The organism is Novosphingobium jiangmenense, assembly GCF_015694345.1.
Lineage (GTDB): Bacteria > Pseudomonadota > Alphaproteobacteria > Sphingomonadales > Sphingomonadaceae > Novosphingobium > Novosphingobium jiangmenense.
Window position 1 is genome coordinate 19,348 of the sequence record NZ_JADQDC010000018.1, and the last position, 16,127, is coordinate 35,474.

The following is a 16,127-nucleotide window of genomic DNA, read 5'->3' on the forward strand; positions in this document are numbered from 1 at the left end:
ATCGCGCTAAGGGCTGCACTCATCCGGCGCAACATTTCCCATTGCGAATCTCGAAGGAGATTGTATGTGTTGCATACAAGTTTTTCAACGTGTCTTTTTCAACCTGCCATTCACAAGTCGGGAGAGTTACCATGGCAAAGAACCTCGAAGAGGTAATCCAGCAAGGCGGCAACGTCGTCGAGATGCTGCGCAACTCGCAGCTCGGTGCCTATGTCTATCCGGTCGTCGCACCGGAATTCTCGAACTGGCGCAGCGAACAGTGGGCATGGCAGCACAGCGCCGTCCTGTTCGACCAGTCGCACCACATGGTGAACCTCTACATCCGTGGCAAGGACGCTCACAAGCTGCTGTCCGACACCATGATCAACAGCTCCAAGGGCTGGACGGTCAACAAGGCCAAGCAGTACGTGCCGACCACGCCTTACGGCCATGTCATCGGTGACGGCATCATCTTCTGGGAAGAAGAGGAAAGCTTCACCTACGTCGGCCGCGCGCCTGCTTCGAACTGGCTGCGCTACCACGCGGCGACCGGTGGCTACGATTGCGAGATCGAGCTGGACGACCGTTCGCCGATGCGCCCGATGGGCAAGCCCGTCAGCCGCAAGGAATGGCGCTTCCAGATCCAGGGCCCGAACGCATGGGCGGTGATCGAGAAGCTGCATGGCGGTCCGCTGGAGCAGCTCAAGTTCTTCAACATGAGCACCATGAACATCGCCGGCAAGACCGTGCGCACGCTGCGCCACGGCATGTCGGGCGCACCCGGCCTCGAAATCTGGGGTCCCTATGCCGAGCAGGAAGAAATCCGCGCCGCCATTCTGGAGGCTGGCAAGGAATTCGGCCTGATCGCGTGCGGCAGCCGCGCCTATCCTTCGAACACGCTGGAATCCGGCTGGATCCCGTCGCCGCTGCCCGCCATCTACACCGGCGAAAAGCTCAAGGGCTTCCGCGAATGGCTCGGTGCCGACAGCTACGAAGCGACCGGTTCGATCGGCGGTTCGTTCGTCTCCGACAACATCGAGGACTACTACCTCAACCCGTGGGAGCTGGGTTACGGCAACTTCGTCAAGTTCGACCATGACTTCCACGGTCGCGAAGCTCTCGAAGCCCTCAACCCTGCCGAGCAGCGCAAGAAGGTGACGCTCGCCTGGAACCCCGAGGACATGGCCAAGATCATGGCCTCGCTGTTCAACCCCGATGGCGACCAGTACAAGTTCTTCGACACCCCGCTCGCGAACTATGCCTCGTCGAACTACGACCGCGTCGTCGATGCAGGCGGCAAGACCGTCGGCTTCTCGATGTTCACCGGCTACTCGTACAACGAGAAGCAGGCGCTCAGCCTCGCCACGATCGATCCGGAAATCCCGGTCGGCACCGAGCTGCGCGTCGTGTGGGGTGAAGAGAACGGCGGTACCCGCAAGACCACCGTCGAGCCGCACAAGCAGATCGAGGTCCGCGCGATCGTCTCGCCGGTTCCCTACAGCCGCGTCGCTCGCGAAAACTACGCCGAAGGCTGGCGTACCGCTCGCTGAGCCCAACCAGAATGGCACCGCCCGGATTGCTGCAAAGGCAACCGGGCGGACTGCCTTGAACGATTGAGAGGATCCCGCACATGGCAGCACCGCTTATCCATCCCAACTGGGACAAGGCGCCCGACGGGATCACCGATGGCTTCAGCCTCGAGATGACCGCGAAGGACGAGGCCTCGCTGCGCGACGCCGCCCCGCTCATCCCGGCAGAAACCCCCGTCGCCGTCACCTTCCTCCCCGGCGAGGACGTCGCCGCCCGCGTTACCGCCACTGTCGCGGTGCGCCAGCTCGGCTTCGAGCCGATGCCCCATTTCTCCGCCCGCCGGATCACCTCCGAGGACGATTTCGAAGGCTACCTTCGCGCCGTGGTCGAACAGGCCGGCGTGACGCGCTGCTTCATCGTCGCGGGCGATCCGCCCGAGCCGGTCGGCCCTTACTTCGACACCTCCGCCTTGATCGCCACCGGCGCGTTCGAGCGTTCCGGCATCAAGGCCATCGGCATCGGCGGGCACCCGGAAGGGCACCCCAACATGACCGAGGCCGAGTGCTGGGCGGTCCTCGAAAAGAAGGTGGCAGACATCACTGCGCGCGGCATGGCCCCGCTGATCGTCACCCAGTTCGGCTTCGATCCCGATGCCTTCCTCGCCTGGCTCAAGGAACTGCGCGCGCGCGGCATCGATGCGCCCGTGCGCATCGGCGTGCCGGGGCCTGCGGGGATCAAGCGCCTGCTCGCCTTCGCCGCCCGCTGCGGCGTCGGCGCGTCGACCTCGGTGCTCAAGAAGTACGGCATCTCGGTCACGAACCTGCTGGGCACGGCAGGGCCGGACAAGCTCGTCGATGCCTTTGCGCGCGGCCTCGGCCCCGAGCACGGCAAGGTGCGCCTGCACTTCTATCCCTTCGGCGGCCTGACCAAGACGCTCGAATGGATCCACGGCTACAACAAGAAGCACGGCATCGGAGCCTGAGGCGATGACCGACTTCGTCCTCGTGCACGGCGCATGGGGCGGCAGCTTCGCGTGGGATCGGCTCAAGGCCGATCTCGTCGCGGCGGGCCACCGCGTGCTTGCCGCAGACCTCACCGGGCTTGGCCGCCGCAAGGCCGAGTTCCACCCCGGCATCACGCTGACCACGCATATCGACGATGTCTGCGCCCAGATCGCCGAAGCCGGTTTCGACCGCTTCGTGCTGGTCGGCCATTCCTGGGGCGGCATGGTCATCACCGGCGTCGCCACATGTCTGGGTGCGCGGATCGATGCGATCGTCTATGTCGATGCCTTCCTGCCCAAGGACGGCCAGTCGCTGTGGGACCTGACCGGGCAGTGGGAGCATGATCACTACATCGGCAGCCAGAAGCACAAGCCCGGCGCCGTCTCGCCGCTCCCCGGCCTCGAAAGCCCGGTCCTGTCGGACCATCCACTGCTGACCCTGGTCGAGGCGGTGCGCTTCACCGGCGAGGAAGCGAAGATACCCCGCCACGTCTACATTTTCGCAAACGGTTGGAGCCCGTCACCCTTCGGCAAGTTCGCCGATGCGGTGCAGGACGATCCGGCGTGGGAATATCACGAGGCCGAAGCCAGCCACAACGTGATGGGCGATCAGCCCGAGCAGTTGTTCGAAATCGTGCTGGGCTGCGCCTAGGCCCACCCCCAACCCCTCCCGCCTGCGGGAGGGGAGTTGAAACACCTGTTCCAGCCCTCCCGCAGGCGGGAGGGCCGCGAGACTTGGCGAGCCGTAGGCGAGTTTAGTCGCAGCGGGGTGGGCACTAGCCCTGCTGCGCCAGGCTCTGCATCCGCTTGAGGTAGCGCGCGAGCACGTCGATCTCGAGATTGACCTTCGAACCGGGCTTGAGCGCCCCCATCGTTGTCACCTGTGCGGTGTGGGGGATGATGTTCAGCGCGAAGTGGCATGAGCCATCAGGCTGGTCGGCCACCTCGTTGACCGTCAGCGACACGCCATTGACGGTGATCGAGCCCTTGGCCGCGATGTAGGGCGCCAGCTCCTGCGGTGCCGAGATACCGAACTTCAGCGATGCGCCTTCCGGGCAGATGCCGACGACTTCGCCGACTGCGTCGACATGGCCGGTCACGATATGGCCGCCGAGTTCATCGCCCAGCTTGAGCGCGGGCTCAAGATTGAGCGGCGCTCCGACCGTCCACTGTTCCGGCGCGGTGCGGCTGACCGTCTCGCCCGAGACGTCCACCGCGAACCAGCCTTCTCCCGCAACGCCGCCCTTGTCGACCACGGTCAGGCACACGCCCGAGCAGGCGATCGAGGCGCCGATGGCGATCTTCGCCGGGTCCATCGCGCACGAGATCGTGATGTGGCGGTCGCCCTTGTCCTCGATGGCAAGGATGTTGCCGATTTCGGTGACGATCCCGGTGAACATAAGAAATCTCCTTCAGCGGACCCGCTCGTAGACGTCGAGCGCATCGCTGCCAAGCGTCCGCCGGTCCACATTGCGCCAACGTCCGTGTGCTTCGGCGAGCGAGCCGAGGCCGATGTCGCCGATGCAGGGCAGTCCGTCGCCAACGATGATCGGGGCGCGATAGAGCAGCAGGCGGTCGACCATGTCGGCGGCAAGGAAAGTCGCCGCTGCCTGCGCGCCGCCTTCCACGAACAGATACTGCGCATCGCCGAACGCGCCCGAAGCCGCGATGTTGGCAACCGCCGTCCAGCCTTCCGGCGCACTCCCGCGCGTCAGCACCATGCGCTGCGGGCTGCGCTGCTCGAGCCCCGGCAGGCGCACGTCGAGTCTCGGCGCATCGGCGCGCAAGGTGCCGCCGCCGACGAGGATCCCATCGGCCCGCGCCCGTTCGACATGGCAATGTGCCCGCGCCTCAGGTCCGGTGATCCATTTGCTGCTGCCATCGGCAAGCGCGATCCGGCCATCGAGCGATGTGGCGAGCTTCAGGGTCACGTGGGGACGCCCGAGAGCGGTGCGCGTCATATAGCCTTCAAGTGACTGCCGCGCAGCGGTGGACGGCACGAGTTCCGCCATGATGCCAGCCTCGCGCATCGCCGCGATGCCATTCCCCGCCGTTCGAGGGTCCGGGTCCTCGACGCCAATCACAACCCGCGCAAGACCGCTTTCCAGCACCAGCGAAGTGCACGAAGGCCCGCGCGCGCTGGCATGGGCGCAAGGTTCCAGCGTCACGTAAAGCGTCGCGCCTTGCGCCGCATCGCCCGCCATGGCCAGAGCTCCGGCCTCGGCGTGAGGCCGTCCGCCCGCCTGCGTCCATCCGCGCCCGACGACCTTGCCGTCCCGCACGATCATCGCGCCCACTGCCGGGTTGGGCCTGCTCAACGGGCGCCCGCGCGCGGCAAGTGCCGCCGCCGCGTCAAGCCAGCGCAGGTCCTCAGGCCTGCTCATGGTTTTTCGGTCTGCGCCTTCTTCATCTCGGCATCATAGACCGGATTGTCGACCATGTGCTTGTCGAGCACTTCCTTGCGCGCGGCTTCCACTTTCTTGCGCCAGGCCTCGCGCTCAGCCTTGCCTTCCTCGTAGGCGCGCTTGGTCTCGACGCCGGTGGCATCGCCCACCGCCTTGTACATCTGGCGGATGCGTTCCTGCCGGGCTTCTTCCTCGGCTTCCTCGGCCTTGGCCTTGGCGGTCGCCGCCTTGTTTTCGGCGAGAATCTCGGCGTCGCTGCGCCCTTCGAGGAAGCTCGGGAAATAGATGATCTCGGGCGGGCGGGGCAGGGCAGTGCCGCCTTCCATCGCCATCGCGTAGAAGATCGTGCCGGTAACCGCCGCCGCCATCAGCAGGCCGACGCGGCGATATTCGCTGGGCGCGGTGAAGACCTGCCAGAAATCGACGATGGCCCGCCTTGGGGAGACATTGCGGAAAAACGCTCTCATGCCCGCCTAGATAGGGGCTGCGGCCCCGTTGCGCTACCCATGCTTCCGGCCGTCAACCGAACAGCGCGTAGAGGCTTCGCCCGTGCCGCTTCAGCCAGCGGTTGGCGGCGTCGATCTCGCCTTCGTAGAGCGCGTCGAGATGGGCGTGGAAGGCGGGGCTGTGATCGAAGTGCTTCATGTGCGCCACTTCGTGCGCGACGACCGAGCGGCGCACGAAATCAGGCGCCATGATCAGGCGCCAGTTCATCCGGATCGAGCCGTCCGCCGCGCAACTGCCCCAGCGCCGCTGCGCGCGCGACAGCGAAAGGCGAGGGACCGCTTCCCCGGCGCGAGCGCAATAGTGGGCGAGGTCCTGCGCACACTGGGCGAGCGCCTCGGCTTCCAGCCAGCGCTGCAGGCGGGTGCTCAGACCCTCCACCGGCCCGCCGACGATCAGACGTCCCTCGGCGATCACCGGCTTGCGCTTCGCTTTTTCGGTCCACGCGATCTGCAGGGCTTCGCCGCGGAAGGTCAGGGTGGCATCAGGCGCAATCGCCCGCGCCTCGGGCATCCTTGCCAGCTGGCCCGCCAGCCAGTCTGCCCGATCCCGCGCAAAGGCCTCGGCATCGCCGACGCGGCCCCACGATGGAATCGAGATTCGCGCCTCGCTGCCATCAGGGGCCAGCCGCAGCGTCATGCGCCGGGCATGGCCGAGCTTGCGGATCACCAGCGGCAGTTCGCGCCCGTCCACCTCGATCGTGCGGTGCGAGACGGCGCGGGGAGCAGGCGTATGCTTGGCTTTGGTGTCGGCCCGCTTGAGCCAGTCGAGCATCCCCCTAGCCATCGAAATGGTCCGCAGGCACGATATGGTCCTCGATCGGCCCTGCCAGCGTCTCGCTCACCGCCTTGCCCACCACCGACTGCCCGGCGCGATGCACCGCCTCGCGATCGCCAGAGATCAGGTAGTGCCATTCAGGCAACGGCTTGTTCTCCGCGCGCAGGCGATAGGCGCAGGTCTCGGGCAGCCACGGCAGTTCGCGCGCCAGCTTGGGCGTCAGGCGCAGGCAATCGGGCACATAGGCGCGGCGATGCTTGTAGTCGCTGCACCGCGCGGTCCTGAGGTCAAGCAGCTTGCAGGCGACATTGGTGTGGACGACCTCGCCGGTGTCCTCGTCTTCCAGCTTGTGCAGGCAGCACTTGCCGCAGCCGTCGCACAGCGCTTCCCACTGCTCGCGGCTGAGTGTTGCCACCGGCCGTTCCCAGAAGCGGTCGTCGGTCATTCCGGGGTCAATTCACCCACTTGGCGAGTTCGGCAGCCACCGCCTTGCCGTCCTGCTCGGCGGGCAGCAGCGCGATCGCCGCACCATCCGGCCCCATCAGGTAGGCCGCGCGGCTGTGGTCCATCAGGTAGGCGTCGGGCTTGCCTTCGTCGCGCCGCTGGTAGAACACCGCCCACTTCCTCGCGACATCGGCAATCTGGGCGGGCGTGCCGGTCAGCCCGACCACGTCCTTGCCGAAGTTGGCGGCATACTTGCCGACGACCGCCGCGGTGTCGCGCTCGGGGTCGATGGTGATGAAGATCGGCACGATCGGCTTGGCGTCGGAATGCTCCTTGCGGAACAGCCGCAGCCCTTGCGCAATGTTCTGCATGTCGAGCGGGCACACGTCCGGGCAGAAGGTGTAGCCGAAATAGACCACGCGGTACTTGCCGGCAAAGTCGCTCCACTTCACCGCCTGGCCGTCCTTTCCGGTCAGCGTGAAATCGCCGCCGATTGCCGCGCCTTCCAGCGGGGGCTTTTCGGCGGGCGCGAAGTTGCAGCCGCCAAGCGCGAAAGTGCAGGTTGCGGCGAGCGCTGCGAGGATCGATCTGAAGGTGTGGGCCATGGCGCGGCGGTTCATGCTCTGCTAACCGTGTCCTTGCAAGAGGCGAGTCCGTCAGTCGCAACTGTCTGATGGGGCACGCAACAGGAGGATCGAATGCTGTCGAACAAGCGCAGGCCGCTTACCGTCATGGCCATGCTGCTCGCCGCCGCACTGGTGACCCCGGCGCAGGCCCAGTTCTCCGACAGCTACAAGTTCCTCGAAGCCGTCCGCAAGAAGGAGGGCGACAAGGTGACCGAGGCCCTGAACGAGCCCGGCACCCAGATCGTCAACACCAAGGACTACACCACCGGACAGACGGCGCTGCACATCGTCGTCGCCCGCCGCGATCTTGTCTGGGTGCAGTTCCTCATCGCCAAGGGTGCGAATGTGAATGCGCGCGACAATCGCGGCGTCACTCCGCTGGTAGCGGCCTCGGAAATGGGCTTTCTCGAAGGCGTCGACGAACTGATCAAGTCCGGCGCGCGGGTGGATGAGGCCAACAACACCGGCGAAACCCCGCTGATCAGCGCCGTCCACCGCAAGGACCTCGCGCTTGTCAGAATGTTGATCAAGGCCGGAGCCAATCCTGACCGGCCTGACAATTCGGGCCGCTCCGCGCGCGACTATGCCGCGCTCGACAAGGGCAGCCCGGTGCTGGGCGAACTGGAAAAGGCTTCGAAGGAAGCCAAGGCCAGCGCGCCGAAGAAGACCTACGGCCCCTCGTTCTGACGGACTTGCACCAATGACCGACCAGAGCCTTGATGACCTGCGCCTCCGTCTCGCCCCGGCGATTGCCGAGGCGGCGGCCTTCGATGGCTGGAAACCTGCGGCGGTTACTGCTGCCGCCGCCATGGAAGGCGTCGATCCGGCGCTGGCCGCCTTCGCGTTTCAGGACGGGCCAATGCAGATGATCTCCGCCTGGATCGCGCGCATCGATGCCGACATGGCCGAGGCGCTGCCACCTGTGCAACTCGGCAACCTGCCGATCCGCGAGCGCATCCGCCGCCTTGTCCAGTTCCGCCTCGATGCGCTGGTCGGCAAGGAAGAGGCGCTGCGCCGTGCGCTGGCGATCATGGCCATGCCGCAGAACCTGCGCGCCTCGACGCGCCTTGGCTGGTCCAGTGCCGACGCGATGTGGCGGCTCGCTGGCGACACTGCCACCGACTACAACCATTACACCAAGCGCCTGACTCTCGGCTCGATCTACGCGGCCACGCTCGCCTATTTCGCGCAGGACGCCAGCGACGGCCACGAGGACACGCGCACCTTCCTCGACCGCCGCATCGAGAACGTGATGCAGTTCGAAAAGACCAAGGCCAAGCTGCTCAAGCCGCGCGAGGAGACCTTCTCGCTGACCCGGATGCTGGGCCGTCTGCGCTATCCTGCGGCCTGAAACAGCTCTGGATTTTTGATCCAGCGCAATTCTATTGCGAATGACTTGCAAATGCCTGGCCGCTATGGCAGCGGGAACTTGTGACGCTCGATCAGCTCCCTATCGGCATGCCCGCCCGAATCGCCTCGGTCGATTGGTCCGCGCTCGTCGCGGAAGAGGCGCAGCGCCTGCGCGCGCTCGGTCTCGATGAAGGCGCGCGGGTTACGCTCGCCTATCGCGGCGTGTTCATGGGGCGCGATCCGCTGGCGGTGGAGATCGGCCGCATGACCGTCGCCATCCGCCGCGTCCATGCGCTGGCCATGACGGTCGAACCGATCGCGCAAGCCGCAGCATGAGCAAGATGCCCACCGTCGCCGCGCTGGTCGGCAATCCCAACGCGGGCAAGAGCGCGCTGTTCAATGCGCTGACCGGCGCGCGCCAGAAGATCGCCAATTACCCGGGCGTCACTGTCGAGCGCAAGGCAGGGCGCCTGCTGCTCCCTTCGGGCGAGCCGGTCGAACTGGTCGACCTTCCGGGGTCCTACGGCCTCGAAACCACCAGCCCTGACGAGGAAGTGACCCGCAAGGTCATCATGGGCGAGCAGGAAGGCCAGGCCCGGCCCGATGTCATCGTGCTGGTGCTCGACAGCTCCAACCTCGAACAGCACCTCGTCTTCGCGCAGGAAGTGCTCGAGCTCGGCCGCCCCACCGTGGTGGCGCTCAACATGGTCGATCTGGCCGAGCGCGACGGCCTGACGCTCGACCCCGCTGCTCTGGAAGCGGCTCTCGGCGTGCCGGTGATCCCGACCGTCGCCGTGCGCCGCCGTGGCCTCACCGAACTGGCCGCCGCCATCGCCGAAGCGCGCGACAAGCCCGAGCGTGCCCACGATGCCGCCCGCCCGCACGTCACCCTGCCCGAACGCCGCATGCTTGCCCACCAGATGGCGACCGCAGCGATCCTTTCGGAAACGGCCAAGCACCGCATTCACGCGCGCATGGACAAGCTCCTGCTCCACCCGTGGGCGGGGCCGCCGATCCTCTTCGCGTTCCTGTTCATCGTCTTCCAGGCGGTGTTCAGCTGGGCCACGCCCTTTGCCGATGCGATCGACGGCGGCGTTTCGGCACTAGGCGATCTCGCCAAGGCGACGATCCCGCCCAGCCTGTTGCGCGATCTGCTCACCGATGGCGTGATCGCCGGCGTCGGCTCGGTGCTGGTGTTCCTGCCGCAGATCATCATCCTGTTCTTCTTCATCCTGACGATGGAGGCGACCGGCTACATGGCGCGCGCCGCCTTCCTGATGGACCGCATGATGGCGGGCGTCGGCCTCTCGGGGCGCAGCTTCATCCCGCTGCTGTCGAGCTTTGCCTGCGCCATCCCCGGCATCATGGCCACGCGCAGCATCACCGATCCCAAGGACCGCCTGACCACGATCCTGATCGCCCCGATGATGACCTGCTCGGCGCGCCTGCCGGTCTATGCAGTGATCATCGCCGCGTTCATCCCGAATACCAAGGTCGGTCCCGGTATTGGTCTGCAGGGGCTTGTCCTGTTCTGCCTCTATGTCGCGGGCATCGTCGGCGCGATGGTCGTGGCGCTTGTCCTGCGCCGTTCGGTCACCAAGGGTGCGGCTTCGGGCTTCATCATGGAACTGCCCAAGTACCAGCTGCCCACGGTCAAGGACCTGGCGCTCGGCCTGTGGCAGCGCGCGTGGATCTTCCTGCGCCGCGCCGGCACGATGATCTTCACCGTCACGGTCGCGCTGTGGATCCTGCTCAACTTCCCGCGTGCCGAGCCTGGCCAGGACCAGGTCAACGCCTCGGTCGCCGGTACGCTGGCGAACGGCCTGTCGGTCGTGCTCGAGCCGATCGGCTTCAACCGCGACATGAGCCTGGCGATCATCCCTGCGATGGCTGCGCGCGAAGTCGCCGTCAGCTCGCTCGCCACGACTTATGCGGTCAGCGCCAGCGATGACGAGGATCAGGCTGCCATGGCGCTGGGCGACCAGCTCAAGTCGCGCTGGACCCTGCCGATGGCACTGGCCTTCCTCGCGTGGTTCGTGTTCGCGCCGCAGTGCCTCTCGACCATCGCCGTCGCCCGGCGCGAGACCAACGGCTGGAAGTGGCCCGCCTTCATGCTCGCCTACCTCTTCGCGCTGGCCTACGCGGCGGCGGGCATGACCTACTGGACGGCGATTGCTGCGGGGCTGGGCTGAAACCTGCCCACCCCCGCCCCCTCCCGCTTGCGGGAGGGGAGGCGAAAGCACTGCTCTTTGCCCTCCCGCAGGCGGGAGGGCCGCGAGACTTGCTGAACGCAGTGAAGTTAGTCGCAGCGGGGTGGGCAACCGGCGCTCCGCTGTGGGAAAAGCGTCTGGCTGACTCCCACTCCAAAGCCCCCATGCGCTAGGCAATCCGCCAGATCAGAAGGAACGTGATTCGATGGCAGGCAGCGTCAACAAGGTGATCCTTGTCGGGAACCTCGGGGCAGACCCCGAAATCAAGAGCTTCCAGAACGGTGGCCGCATCGCCAACCTGCGCATCGCGACCTCGGAAAGCTGGAAGGACCGCGCCACCGGCGAGAAGAAGGAGCGCACCGAGTGGCACTCCGTCGTCATAAACTCCGATGGCCTTGTCGGCGTGGTCGAACGCTTCCTGCGCAAGGGCTCGAAGGTCTACATCGAAGGCCAGCTGCGCACCCGCAAGTGGCAGGACCAGTCCGGAAATGACCGCTACACCACCGAAATCTCGGTCGGCGGCATGGGCGGCGTGCTGACCATGCTCGATGGTTCGGGCGGCGCTGGCGGCGGCGGCATGGGCGGTGGCGGTAGTCGCTCGTCCGGCGGTGGCTGGAACGAAGGCGGCTCGTCAGGCGGCTCCGGCGGCGGCGGTTTCGGCGGCGGCTCTTCGCGCGGTGGCGCATCGGGTGGCGGCGCTGGCGGTGGCTGGAACCAGGGCGGCGGCGGCTTTGGCGACGATCTGGACGACGATATCCCGTTCTGATTAAGAAGCGAAGCGTAAGAACTTAAACACCTTTTGGCAGCTAAAGCTGATGCTTATCGAAGCTTTCTTTTCTCACGATGATGTTCAAATCTCCGCTGAAGAGGCTGGGGAAATTAATCGCATGCTCTCTCAGATGTCCGCGTTAGATATTCCTCGCGAGCAATTGGATCGAGTGTCAGACTATATAATAACTGCTCTAAACTTGGATACTGTAGAATGGAAATATGTTAGAGGGTTGCAAAATTTGTTGGAAGGCATACAGAATATGAGTCTGGATGGCTGATAAAAATCGTAGAGTATTGAAATAAGATGACGTCATTTTTTGAAAAATTGATCGACAAAACTTCATTTGGCGGGATGAAGAAGTTAGAGATATTGATTGAAGGAGAGTATGAGTGGGGTGGTTATGCAAGGGTGGCATCGGATATAAGTGACAGAGCAATTGGTTCATTCTTTGCTAGGTATGGAACGACTGAAAGAGGCTTCAAAAAGTTTGATGATCTCGCATTGTTCATGGGATATTACCATATCCCTCATGTCGTTGGCACCGTTACGGCACACATTGGCGGAGAAGAGCGAATTGCGGCCTTCCAGAGGATCCCATTGTTCAAGGGTGCTTATAAGAATGTAGTTCTCGTAAAATCTTATGAGAGCAGTATAAGCGCTGGCAATGATCTGCTGTCATTAATGGCAAAAGCAGCCCAAGTTGATGAGATCTATCAGAAAATCAAATCAAGTGGCGGACTGCCTGTCCACAGTAATACAAAATCTCCAATTTGATTGGCGTCAGGTCCCGCGCGTATCCCCGTAGAGGTGGATATGCAGACGATCGGTGAAGCGCCAGCCACGCTCCAGCGCTTCCTCGGCCAGCCAGCGCGAGCGTTCGCGCAAGATCGAGCTGGCGGTGCCCTCGGGCATGACGAACAGGTGATCGTCGGCGATGCCATGGCGCTCCTGAAGCGCCGCGATCTCGGCAAGGTCGGAAGCGTTGGCGACGACGAACTTGAACCACGCACGCGGGTCGCGCGCCCAGGCTTCCAGCCGCTCGGGCACCAGTGCCAGCTCGGTCGGATTGCCCGAATGCGCGAGCTTGGGGCTGACGTTGAACTGATCGACCAGCGGATCGAGATCGGGATGAACCGCCACCGTGCCGTTGGTTTCGATCTCGATATGGAGCGCGGGGCGCGTCACTTTCAGAAGTGCCACCATCCGCGCCAGCGCCGCCCCCTGCAGCAGCGGCTCGCCCCCGGTGATCACCAGCCGGTCTTCCTCGTGAAGCAGGATCAGTGCGGCAACGTCGGCCTCGGCCAGCCCGATCTGGTTCTCGCCCCGCTCGAAAGCCACCTCGTCGCGGTGGGGCCGGTTGTCGCCGGTGAAGCGCCAGGTATAGGCGGTATCGCACCAGCGGCAGGCGAGGTTGCAGCGCGAAAGCCGCACGAACACCGAAGGCCGGCCCATGCTGGGGCCTTCGCCTTGCAGCGAAGAAAACACCTCCGGTTCGCCGGGGTTGACGGTGGCGAGAGTCAGCATGGCGCAGTGACGCTGGCATGCCTCGACAGGCTCAGCATGAGCGGTCGTGGATCCAAGTCAAACCCCCGCTCAGCCTGAGCCTGTCGAAGGCCGCAAACCTCCATCACCCCAACCGCGCCAATGCCGCCGCCAGGCGCTCGGCCTCGGCGGCGTGCATCGCGTGGTCGGCGCGCGCCTTTTCGACCGCTTCGGGCTTGGCCTTCTCGACGAACGAGGGATTGCCCAGACGCCCTTCGAGCGATTTGGCTTCCTTCTGCGAGACGGACAGCGCCTTCTCCAGACGCGCCTTTTCCGCCGCGATATCGATCACGCCTTCCAGCGGCACGACGATATTGGCATCGCCAGCGCCTACCTGCATCGCCGCGCCTGCAGGAGCCGCCTCGAAGCGGATGCCGTTGAGGCGGGCGAGGCGCTCGATCGCGGCCGGGTTGGCCTGGATGATCGAGCGCGTCTGCGCCGAAGGCTCGGGCAGGTAGGCGTCGAGCTTGGCCCCCGGCGAAATGCCGAGTTCGTTCTTGGCCGTGCGCAGGTTCGAAACCAGCGCGATCAGCCATTCGACCTCGCGCTTGGCCGCTGCATCCACCGTGGCTTCCGGCTTCGGCCAGGCGGCCACGATCAGCTCGACATCACGAGCCCCCAGCGCGTGCCACAGCTCTTCGGTCACGAAGGGCATGAACGGGTGGAGCATGACGAGGATCTGGTCGAGCACCCAGCCGGCGACCGCCTTGGTTTCCGCGTCGAAGTTGCCCTTGATCAGTTCGATGTACCAGTCGCAGAACTGGTCCCACACGAAGTGATAGACGGTGTTCGCCGCCGCATCGAAGCGCAGGTCGGCCATCGCCTGATCGAGCGCGGCGACGGTTTCCACCACCTCGCCGATGATCCACTTGTTGACCGCCGATGTGGCAGCAGGCGCGGCGACCGAGGTGCTGCCGGTGATGCCGTTGCTCTGGCAGAAGCGCGCGGCGTTCCACAGCTTCGTGGCGAAGTTGCGATAACCCTCGACGCGCTTCTCATCCATCTTCACGTCGCGGCCCTGGCTCTCCATCGCGCACATGAAGAAGCGCAGCGCATCCGCGCCGTACTTGTCGATCAGGCCGAGCGGATCGACCACGTTGCCCTTCGACTTCGACATCTTCGCGCCATCGGCGGCGCGGACGAGGCCGTGCAGGTAGAGCTTCTTCCACGGCACTTCCTTCATGAAGTGCAGCCCTTGCATCGCCATGCGCGCATCCCAGAAGAACAGGATGTCGAAGCCCGAAACGAGCAGGTCGTTGGGATAGTGCTTCTTCAGCAGCGGCGCGTCTTCATCCGGCCAGCCGAGCGTGGCGAAGGGCCAGAGGGCCGAGGAGAACCAGGTGTCGAGGACGTCTTCGTCGCGGGTCAACGTGACCGTAGACTCGGTGAAGGAGTGTCCTTCGTAATCTCGAACCTCACCAACCCAACCGACAACTTCGTTGCCATGCCGGTGGTAGGTGACGTTTTGAATGTCGATTTTCGGCTCAGCCAGCCCCTGTGCACGATAGTGTTCAATCGCGATGCGGCTGACTTCCGCTTCGTCTTCAGCGACAAATACATGCCCATCCGGCCCATACCACGCCGGAATCCGGTGCCCCCACCACAGTTGGCGGCTTACGCACCAGGGCTGGATGTTCTCCATCCAGTTGAAGAAGGTCTTCTCCCAGGTCTTCGGCACGATCTCGATCGCGCCCGAGCGCACCGCTTCCATCGGCGCCTTCGCCAGCGTTTCGGCGTCGACATACCACTGGTCGGTCAACCAGGGTTCGATCACCACGCCGCCACGGTCGCCGAACGGCGTCTGGATCGTGCGCGGCTCGGCATCGTGCAGAACCGCGTTGCCTTCCTTGTCCTTCGTCACGTGCGGGATCAGGAAGCCGGCTTCCTTCATCCGCTCGACCACGAGCTTGCGCGCATCGAAGCGGTCGAGTCCCACGAACTCGGCGGGCACAAGCCCGTCGGCGGTCTGCACGACCTTGGCCTCGGCATCGAACATGTTGAGCATGTCGGCGGCCTTGATCCCGGCGCGCTTGCCCACTTCGAAGTCGTTGAAATCGTGCCCCGGCGTGATCTTCACCGCACCCGAACCCAGTTCCGGATCGGCGTGTTCGTCGGCCACCACCTTGAACCGGCGTCCGGTCAGTGGCTGCAGGATGTCCTTGCCGATGACCGACTTGTAGCGCTCGTCCTCGGGATGGACCGCCACGGCCATGTCGGCAAGCATCGTCTCGGGGCGCGTGGTCGCCACCTCGATGTAATCGAGGCCGTCGTCGCGCTTCACGCCGTCCGCCAGCGGATACTTGAAGTGCCAGAATCCGCCCTGTGTCTCGCGCGTCTCGACCTCAAGGTCGGAGATCGCGGTCTTGAGCTTGGGGTCCCAGTTCACCAGCCGCTTGTCGCGGTAGATCAGCCCTTGGTTATAGAGGTCAACGAAGACCTTCACCACCGCGCGGGTGAAGTGCGGGTCCATCGTGAACTGCTCTCTGGACCAGTCCATCGAACAGCCCAGCCGACGCAGCTGGCCGGTGATCGCACCGCCGCTTTCGGCCTTCCACTCCCACACCTTCTCGACGAACTGCTCGCGCGTGTAGTTGGTGCGCTTGTCCTGCCGCGCTTCCATCTGGCGCTCGACCACCATCTGCGTGGCGATGCCGGCGTGGTCCATGCCGACCACCCACAGCGCATCCTTGCCGCGCAAACGCTCGTAGCGGATCACCACGTCCTGCAGCGTATTGTCGAGCGCGTGGCCGATGTGGAGCGAACCGGTCACGTTCGGCGGCGGGTTGACGATGGTATAGGGCGCAGCGTCAGGCCGCTCGGGCCGGAACAGGCCGTTCTGTTCCCAATGGGCATACCACTTGGCCTCGATCCCGGCGGGTTCGAAAGTCTTGGCCAGTTCGCCGGAAGTCTGCGCTGAATTCGTCTCGGTCATGCGGCGCGCCTTGCCATCCCCACGGCTCCCCTGCAAGCATTCCGGGGAACCTG

Annotated in this window: 18 protein-coding genes; 10 read left to right on the forward strand and 8 right to left on the reverse strand. The window is 64.7% G+C overall.

All coding sequences use genetic code 11. From position 1 onward, the window contains the following. Positions 1 to 131: 131 nt before the first annotated feature. The 3 genes from ligM (at position 132) to I2488_RS18295 (ending at position 3,164) form a co-directional block, all read left to right on the forward strand. Entirely contained in the window at positions 132 to 1,529 is a 1,398-nt protein-coding gene (ligM, locus tag I2488_RS18285) for a vanillate/3-O-methylgallate O-demethylase (RefSeq protein WP_196277227.1), read from the forward strand. A gap of 80 nt (positions 1,530 to 1,609) precedes the next feature. Continuing rightward, the gene (locus tag I2488_RS18290; protein WP_196277228.1) at positions 1,610 to 2,491 is read left to right on the forward strand and encodes a methylenetetrahydrofolate reductase; all 882 of its coding nucleotides are present in this window, start codon (positions 1,610 to 1,612) and stop codon (positions 2,489 to 2,491) included. 4 nt (positions 2,492 to 2,495) lie between these two features. Next, a complete protein-coding gene (locus I2488_RS18295; protein ID WP_196277229.1) occupies positions 2,496 to 3,164 on the forward strand; it encodes an alpha/beta fold hydrolase in 669 nt (222 codons plus the stop codon). Between the two features lie 124 nt (positions 3,165 to 3,288). Here the strand turns inward: I2488_RS18295 and I2488_RS18300 are convergent, their stop codons facing one another. Genes I2488_RS18300 through I2488_RS18325 form a run of 6 tightly spaced genes read right to left on the reverse strand, consistent with a single transcriptional unit; the run spans position 3,289 to position 7,262 of the window. Beyond that, positions 3,289 to 3,912, reverse strand: coding sequence for a riboflavin synthase (locus tag I2488_RS18300; protein ID WP_196277230.1), 624 nt, complete (start codon positions 3,910 to 3,912; stop codon positions 3,289 to 3,291). A gap of 12 nt (positions 3,913 to 3,924) precedes the next feature. Next, positions 3,925 to 4,896: a bifunctional diaminohydroxyphosphoribosylaminopyrimidine deaminase/5-amino-6-(5-phosphoribosylamino)uracil reductase RibD gene (gene ribD / locus I2488_RS18305; RefSeq protein ID WP_196277231.1), complete on the reverse strand. Its 972-nt coding sequence runs from the start codon at positions 4,894 to 4,896 to the stop codon at positions 3,925 to 3,927. Continuing rightward, positions 4,893 to 5,384 carry a hypothetical protein gene (locus tag I2488_RS18310; protein WP_196277232.1) on the reverse strand — a complete coding sequence of 164 codons (492 nt, stop codon included), beginning with the start codon at positions 5,382 to 5,384 and terminating at the stop codon, positions 4,893 to 4,895. The genes ribD and I2488_RS18310 overlap by 4 nt, the downstream gene beginning before the upstream one ends. A gap of 52 nt (positions 5,385 to 5,436) precedes the next feature. After that, positions 5,437 to 6,195, reverse strand: coding sequence for a M48 family metallopeptidase (locus I2488_RS18315; RefSeq protein ID WP_196277265.1), 759 nt, complete (start codon positions 6,193 to 6,195; stop codon positions 5,437 to 5,439). Between the two features lie 4 nt (positions 6,196 to 6,199). Next, positions 6,200 to 6,643 carry a YcgN family cysteine cluster protein gene (locus I2488_RS18320; RefSeq protein ID WP_196277233.1) on the reverse strand — a complete coding sequence of 148 codons (444 nt, stop codon included), beginning with the start codon at positions 6,641 to 6,643 and terminating at the stop codon, positions 6,200 to 6,202. A gap of 7 nt (positions 6,644 to 6,650) precedes the next feature. After that, entirely contained in the window at positions 6,651 to 7,262 is a 612-nt protein-coding gene (locus tag I2488_RS18325) for an SCO family protein (protein WP_196277234.1), read from the reverse strand. Positions 7,263 to 7,340: 78 nt separating this feature from the next. On the opposite strand from I2488_RS18325, the gene I2488_RS18330 reads away from it, so the two are divergent. From I2488_RS18330 to I2488_RS18360, 7 genes are all read left to right on the forward strand, one after another. Then, a complete protein-coding gene (locus tag I2488_RS18330) occupies positions 7,341 to 7,955 on the forward strand; it encodes an ankyrin repeat domain-containing protein (protein ID WP_196277235.1) in 615 nt (204 codons plus the stop codon). Positions 7,956 to 7,968: 13 nt separating this feature from the next. Next, positions 7,969 to 8,619 carry a COQ9 family protein gene (locus I2488_RS18335; RefSeq protein ID WP_196277236.1) on the forward strand — a complete coding sequence of 217 codons (651 nt, stop codon included), beginning with the start codon at positions 7,969 to 7,971 and terminating at the stop codon, positions 8,617 to 8,619. Between the two features lie 80 nt (positions 8,620 to 8,699). Next, positions 8,700 to 8,954 (forward strand): FeoA domain-containing protein, encoded by a 255-nt coding sequence (locus tag I2488_RS18340; protein ID WP_196277237.1) that lies wholly within the window; start codon positions 8,700 to 8,702, stop codon positions 8,952 to 8,954. Continuing rightward, positions 8,951 to 10,810, forward strand: coding sequence for a ferrous iron transporter B (gene feoB / locus I2488_RS18345; RefSeq protein ID WP_196277238.1), 1,860 nt, complete (start codon positions 8,951 to 8,953; stop codon positions 10,808 to 10,810). The genes I2488_RS18340 and feoB overlap by 4 nt, the downstream gene beginning before the upstream one ends. A gap of 223 nt (positions 10,811 to 11,033) precedes the next feature. Next, the gene (ssb, locus tag I2488_RS18350) at positions 11,034 to 11,594 is read left to right on the forward strand and encodes a single-stranded DNA-binding protein (RefSeq protein WP_196277239.1); all 561 of its coding nucleotides are present in this window, start codon (positions 11,034 to 11,036) and stop codon (positions 11,592 to 11,594) included. Positions 11,595 to 11,643: 49 nt separating this feature from the next. After that, entirely contained in the window at positions 11,644 to 11,877 is a 234-nt protein-coding gene (locus I2488_RS18355; protein ID WP_196277240.1) for a hypothetical protein, read from the forward strand. A gap of 26 nt (positions 11,878 to 11,903) precedes the next feature. Next, positions 11,904 to 12,374 carry a hypothetical protein gene (locus I2488_RS18360; protein ID WP_196277241.1) on the forward strand — a complete coding sequence of 157 codons (471 nt, stop codon included), beginning with the start codon at positions 11,904 to 11,906 and terminating at the stop codon, positions 12,372 to 12,374. Between the two features lie 6 nt (positions 12,375 to 12,380). On the opposite strand, the gene I2488_RS18365 is transcribed toward I2488_RS18360, so the two are convergent. Continuing rightward, the gene (locus tag I2488_RS18365; RefSeq protein WP_196277242.1) at positions 12,381 to 13,124 is read right to left on the reverse strand and encodes a 7-carboxy-7-deazaguanine synthase QueE; all 744 of its coding nucleotides are present in this window, start codon (positions 13,122 to 13,124) and stop codon (positions 12,381 to 12,383) included. Positions 13,125 to 13,227: 103 nt separating this feature from the next. Then, positions 13,228 to 16,074: a valine--tRNA ligase gene (locus I2488_RS18370; protein WP_196277243.1), complete on the reverse strand. Its 2,847-nt coding sequence runs from the start codon at positions 16,072 to 16,074 to the stop codon at positions 13,228 to 13,230. Between the last annotated feature and the right edge of the window lie 53 nt (positions 16,075 to 16,127).

Excerpts from the sequence above, each read along its gene's own strand:
- ribD (WP_196277231.1), bottom strand. The coding sequence starts at position 4,896 with ATGAGCAGGCCTGAGGACCTGCGCTGGCTTGACGCGGCGGCGGCACTT.
- I2488_RS18330 (WP_196277235.1), top strand. The coding sequence starts at position 7,341 with ATGCTGTCGAACAAGCGCAGGCCGCTTACCGTCATGGCCATGCTGCTC.
- I2488_RS18300 (WP_196277230.1), bottom strand. The coding sequence starts at position 3,912 with ATGTTCACCGGGATCGTCACCGAAATCGGCAACATCCTTGCCATCGAG.
- ligM (WP_196277227.1), top strand. The coding sequence starts at position 132 with ATGGCAAAGAACCTCGAAGAGGTAATCCAGCAAGGCGGCAACGTCGTC.
- I2488_RS18370 (WP_196277243.1), bottom strand. The coding sequence starts at position 16,074 with ATGACCGAGACGAATTCAGCGCAGACTTCCGGCGAACTGGCCAAGACT.
- I2488_RS18315 (WP_196277265.1), bottom strand. The coding sequence starts at position 6,195 with ATGCTCGACTGGCTCAAGCGGGCCGACACCAAAGCCAAGCATACGCCT.
- I2488_RS18310 (WP_196277232.1), bottom strand. The coding sequence starts at position 5,384 with ATGAGAGCGTTTTTCCGCAATGTCTCCCCAAGGCGGGCCATCGTCGAT.
- I2488_RS18290 (WP_196277228.1), top strand. The coding sequence starts at position 1,610 with ATGGCAGCACCGCTTATCCATCCCAACTGGGACAAGGCGCCCGACGGG.
- I2488_RS18320 (WP_196277233.1), bottom strand. The coding sequence starts at position 6,643 with ATGACCGACGACCGCTTCTGGGAACGGCCGGTGGCAACACTCAGCCGC.
- I2488_RS18360 (WP_196277241.1), top strand. The coding sequence starts at position 11,904 with ATGACGTCATTTTTTGAAAAATTGATCGACAAAACTTCATTTGGCGGG.
- ssb (WP_196277239.1), top strand. The coding sequence starts at position 11,034 with ATGGCAGGCAGCGTCAACAAGGTGATCCTTGTCGGGAACCTCGGGGCA.
- I2488_RS18355 (WP_196277240.1), top strand. The coding sequence starts at position 11,644 with ATGCTTATCGAAGCTTTCTTTTCTCACGATGATGTTCAAATCTCCGCT.
- I2488_RS18335 (WP_196277236.1), top strand. The coding sequence starts at position 7,969 with ATGACCGACCAGAGCCTTGATGACCTGCGCCTCCGTCTCGCCCCGGCG.
- I2488_RS18295 (WP_196277229.1), top strand. The coding sequence starts at position 2,496 with ATGACCGACTTCGTCCTCGTGCACGGCGCATGGGGCGGCAGCTTCGCG.
- feoB (WP_196277238.1), top strand. The coding sequence starts at position 8,951 with ATGAGCAAGATGCCCACCGTCGCCGCGCTGGTCGGCAATCCCAACGCG.
- I2488_RS18325 (WP_196277234.1), bottom strand. The coding sequence starts at position 7,262 with ATGAACCGCCGCGCCATGGCCCACACCTTCAGATCGATCCTCGCAGCG.
- I2488_RS18365 (WP_196277242.1), bottom strand. The coding sequence starts at position 13,124 with ATGCTGACTCTCGCCACCGTCAACCCCGGCGAACCGGAGGTGTTTTCT.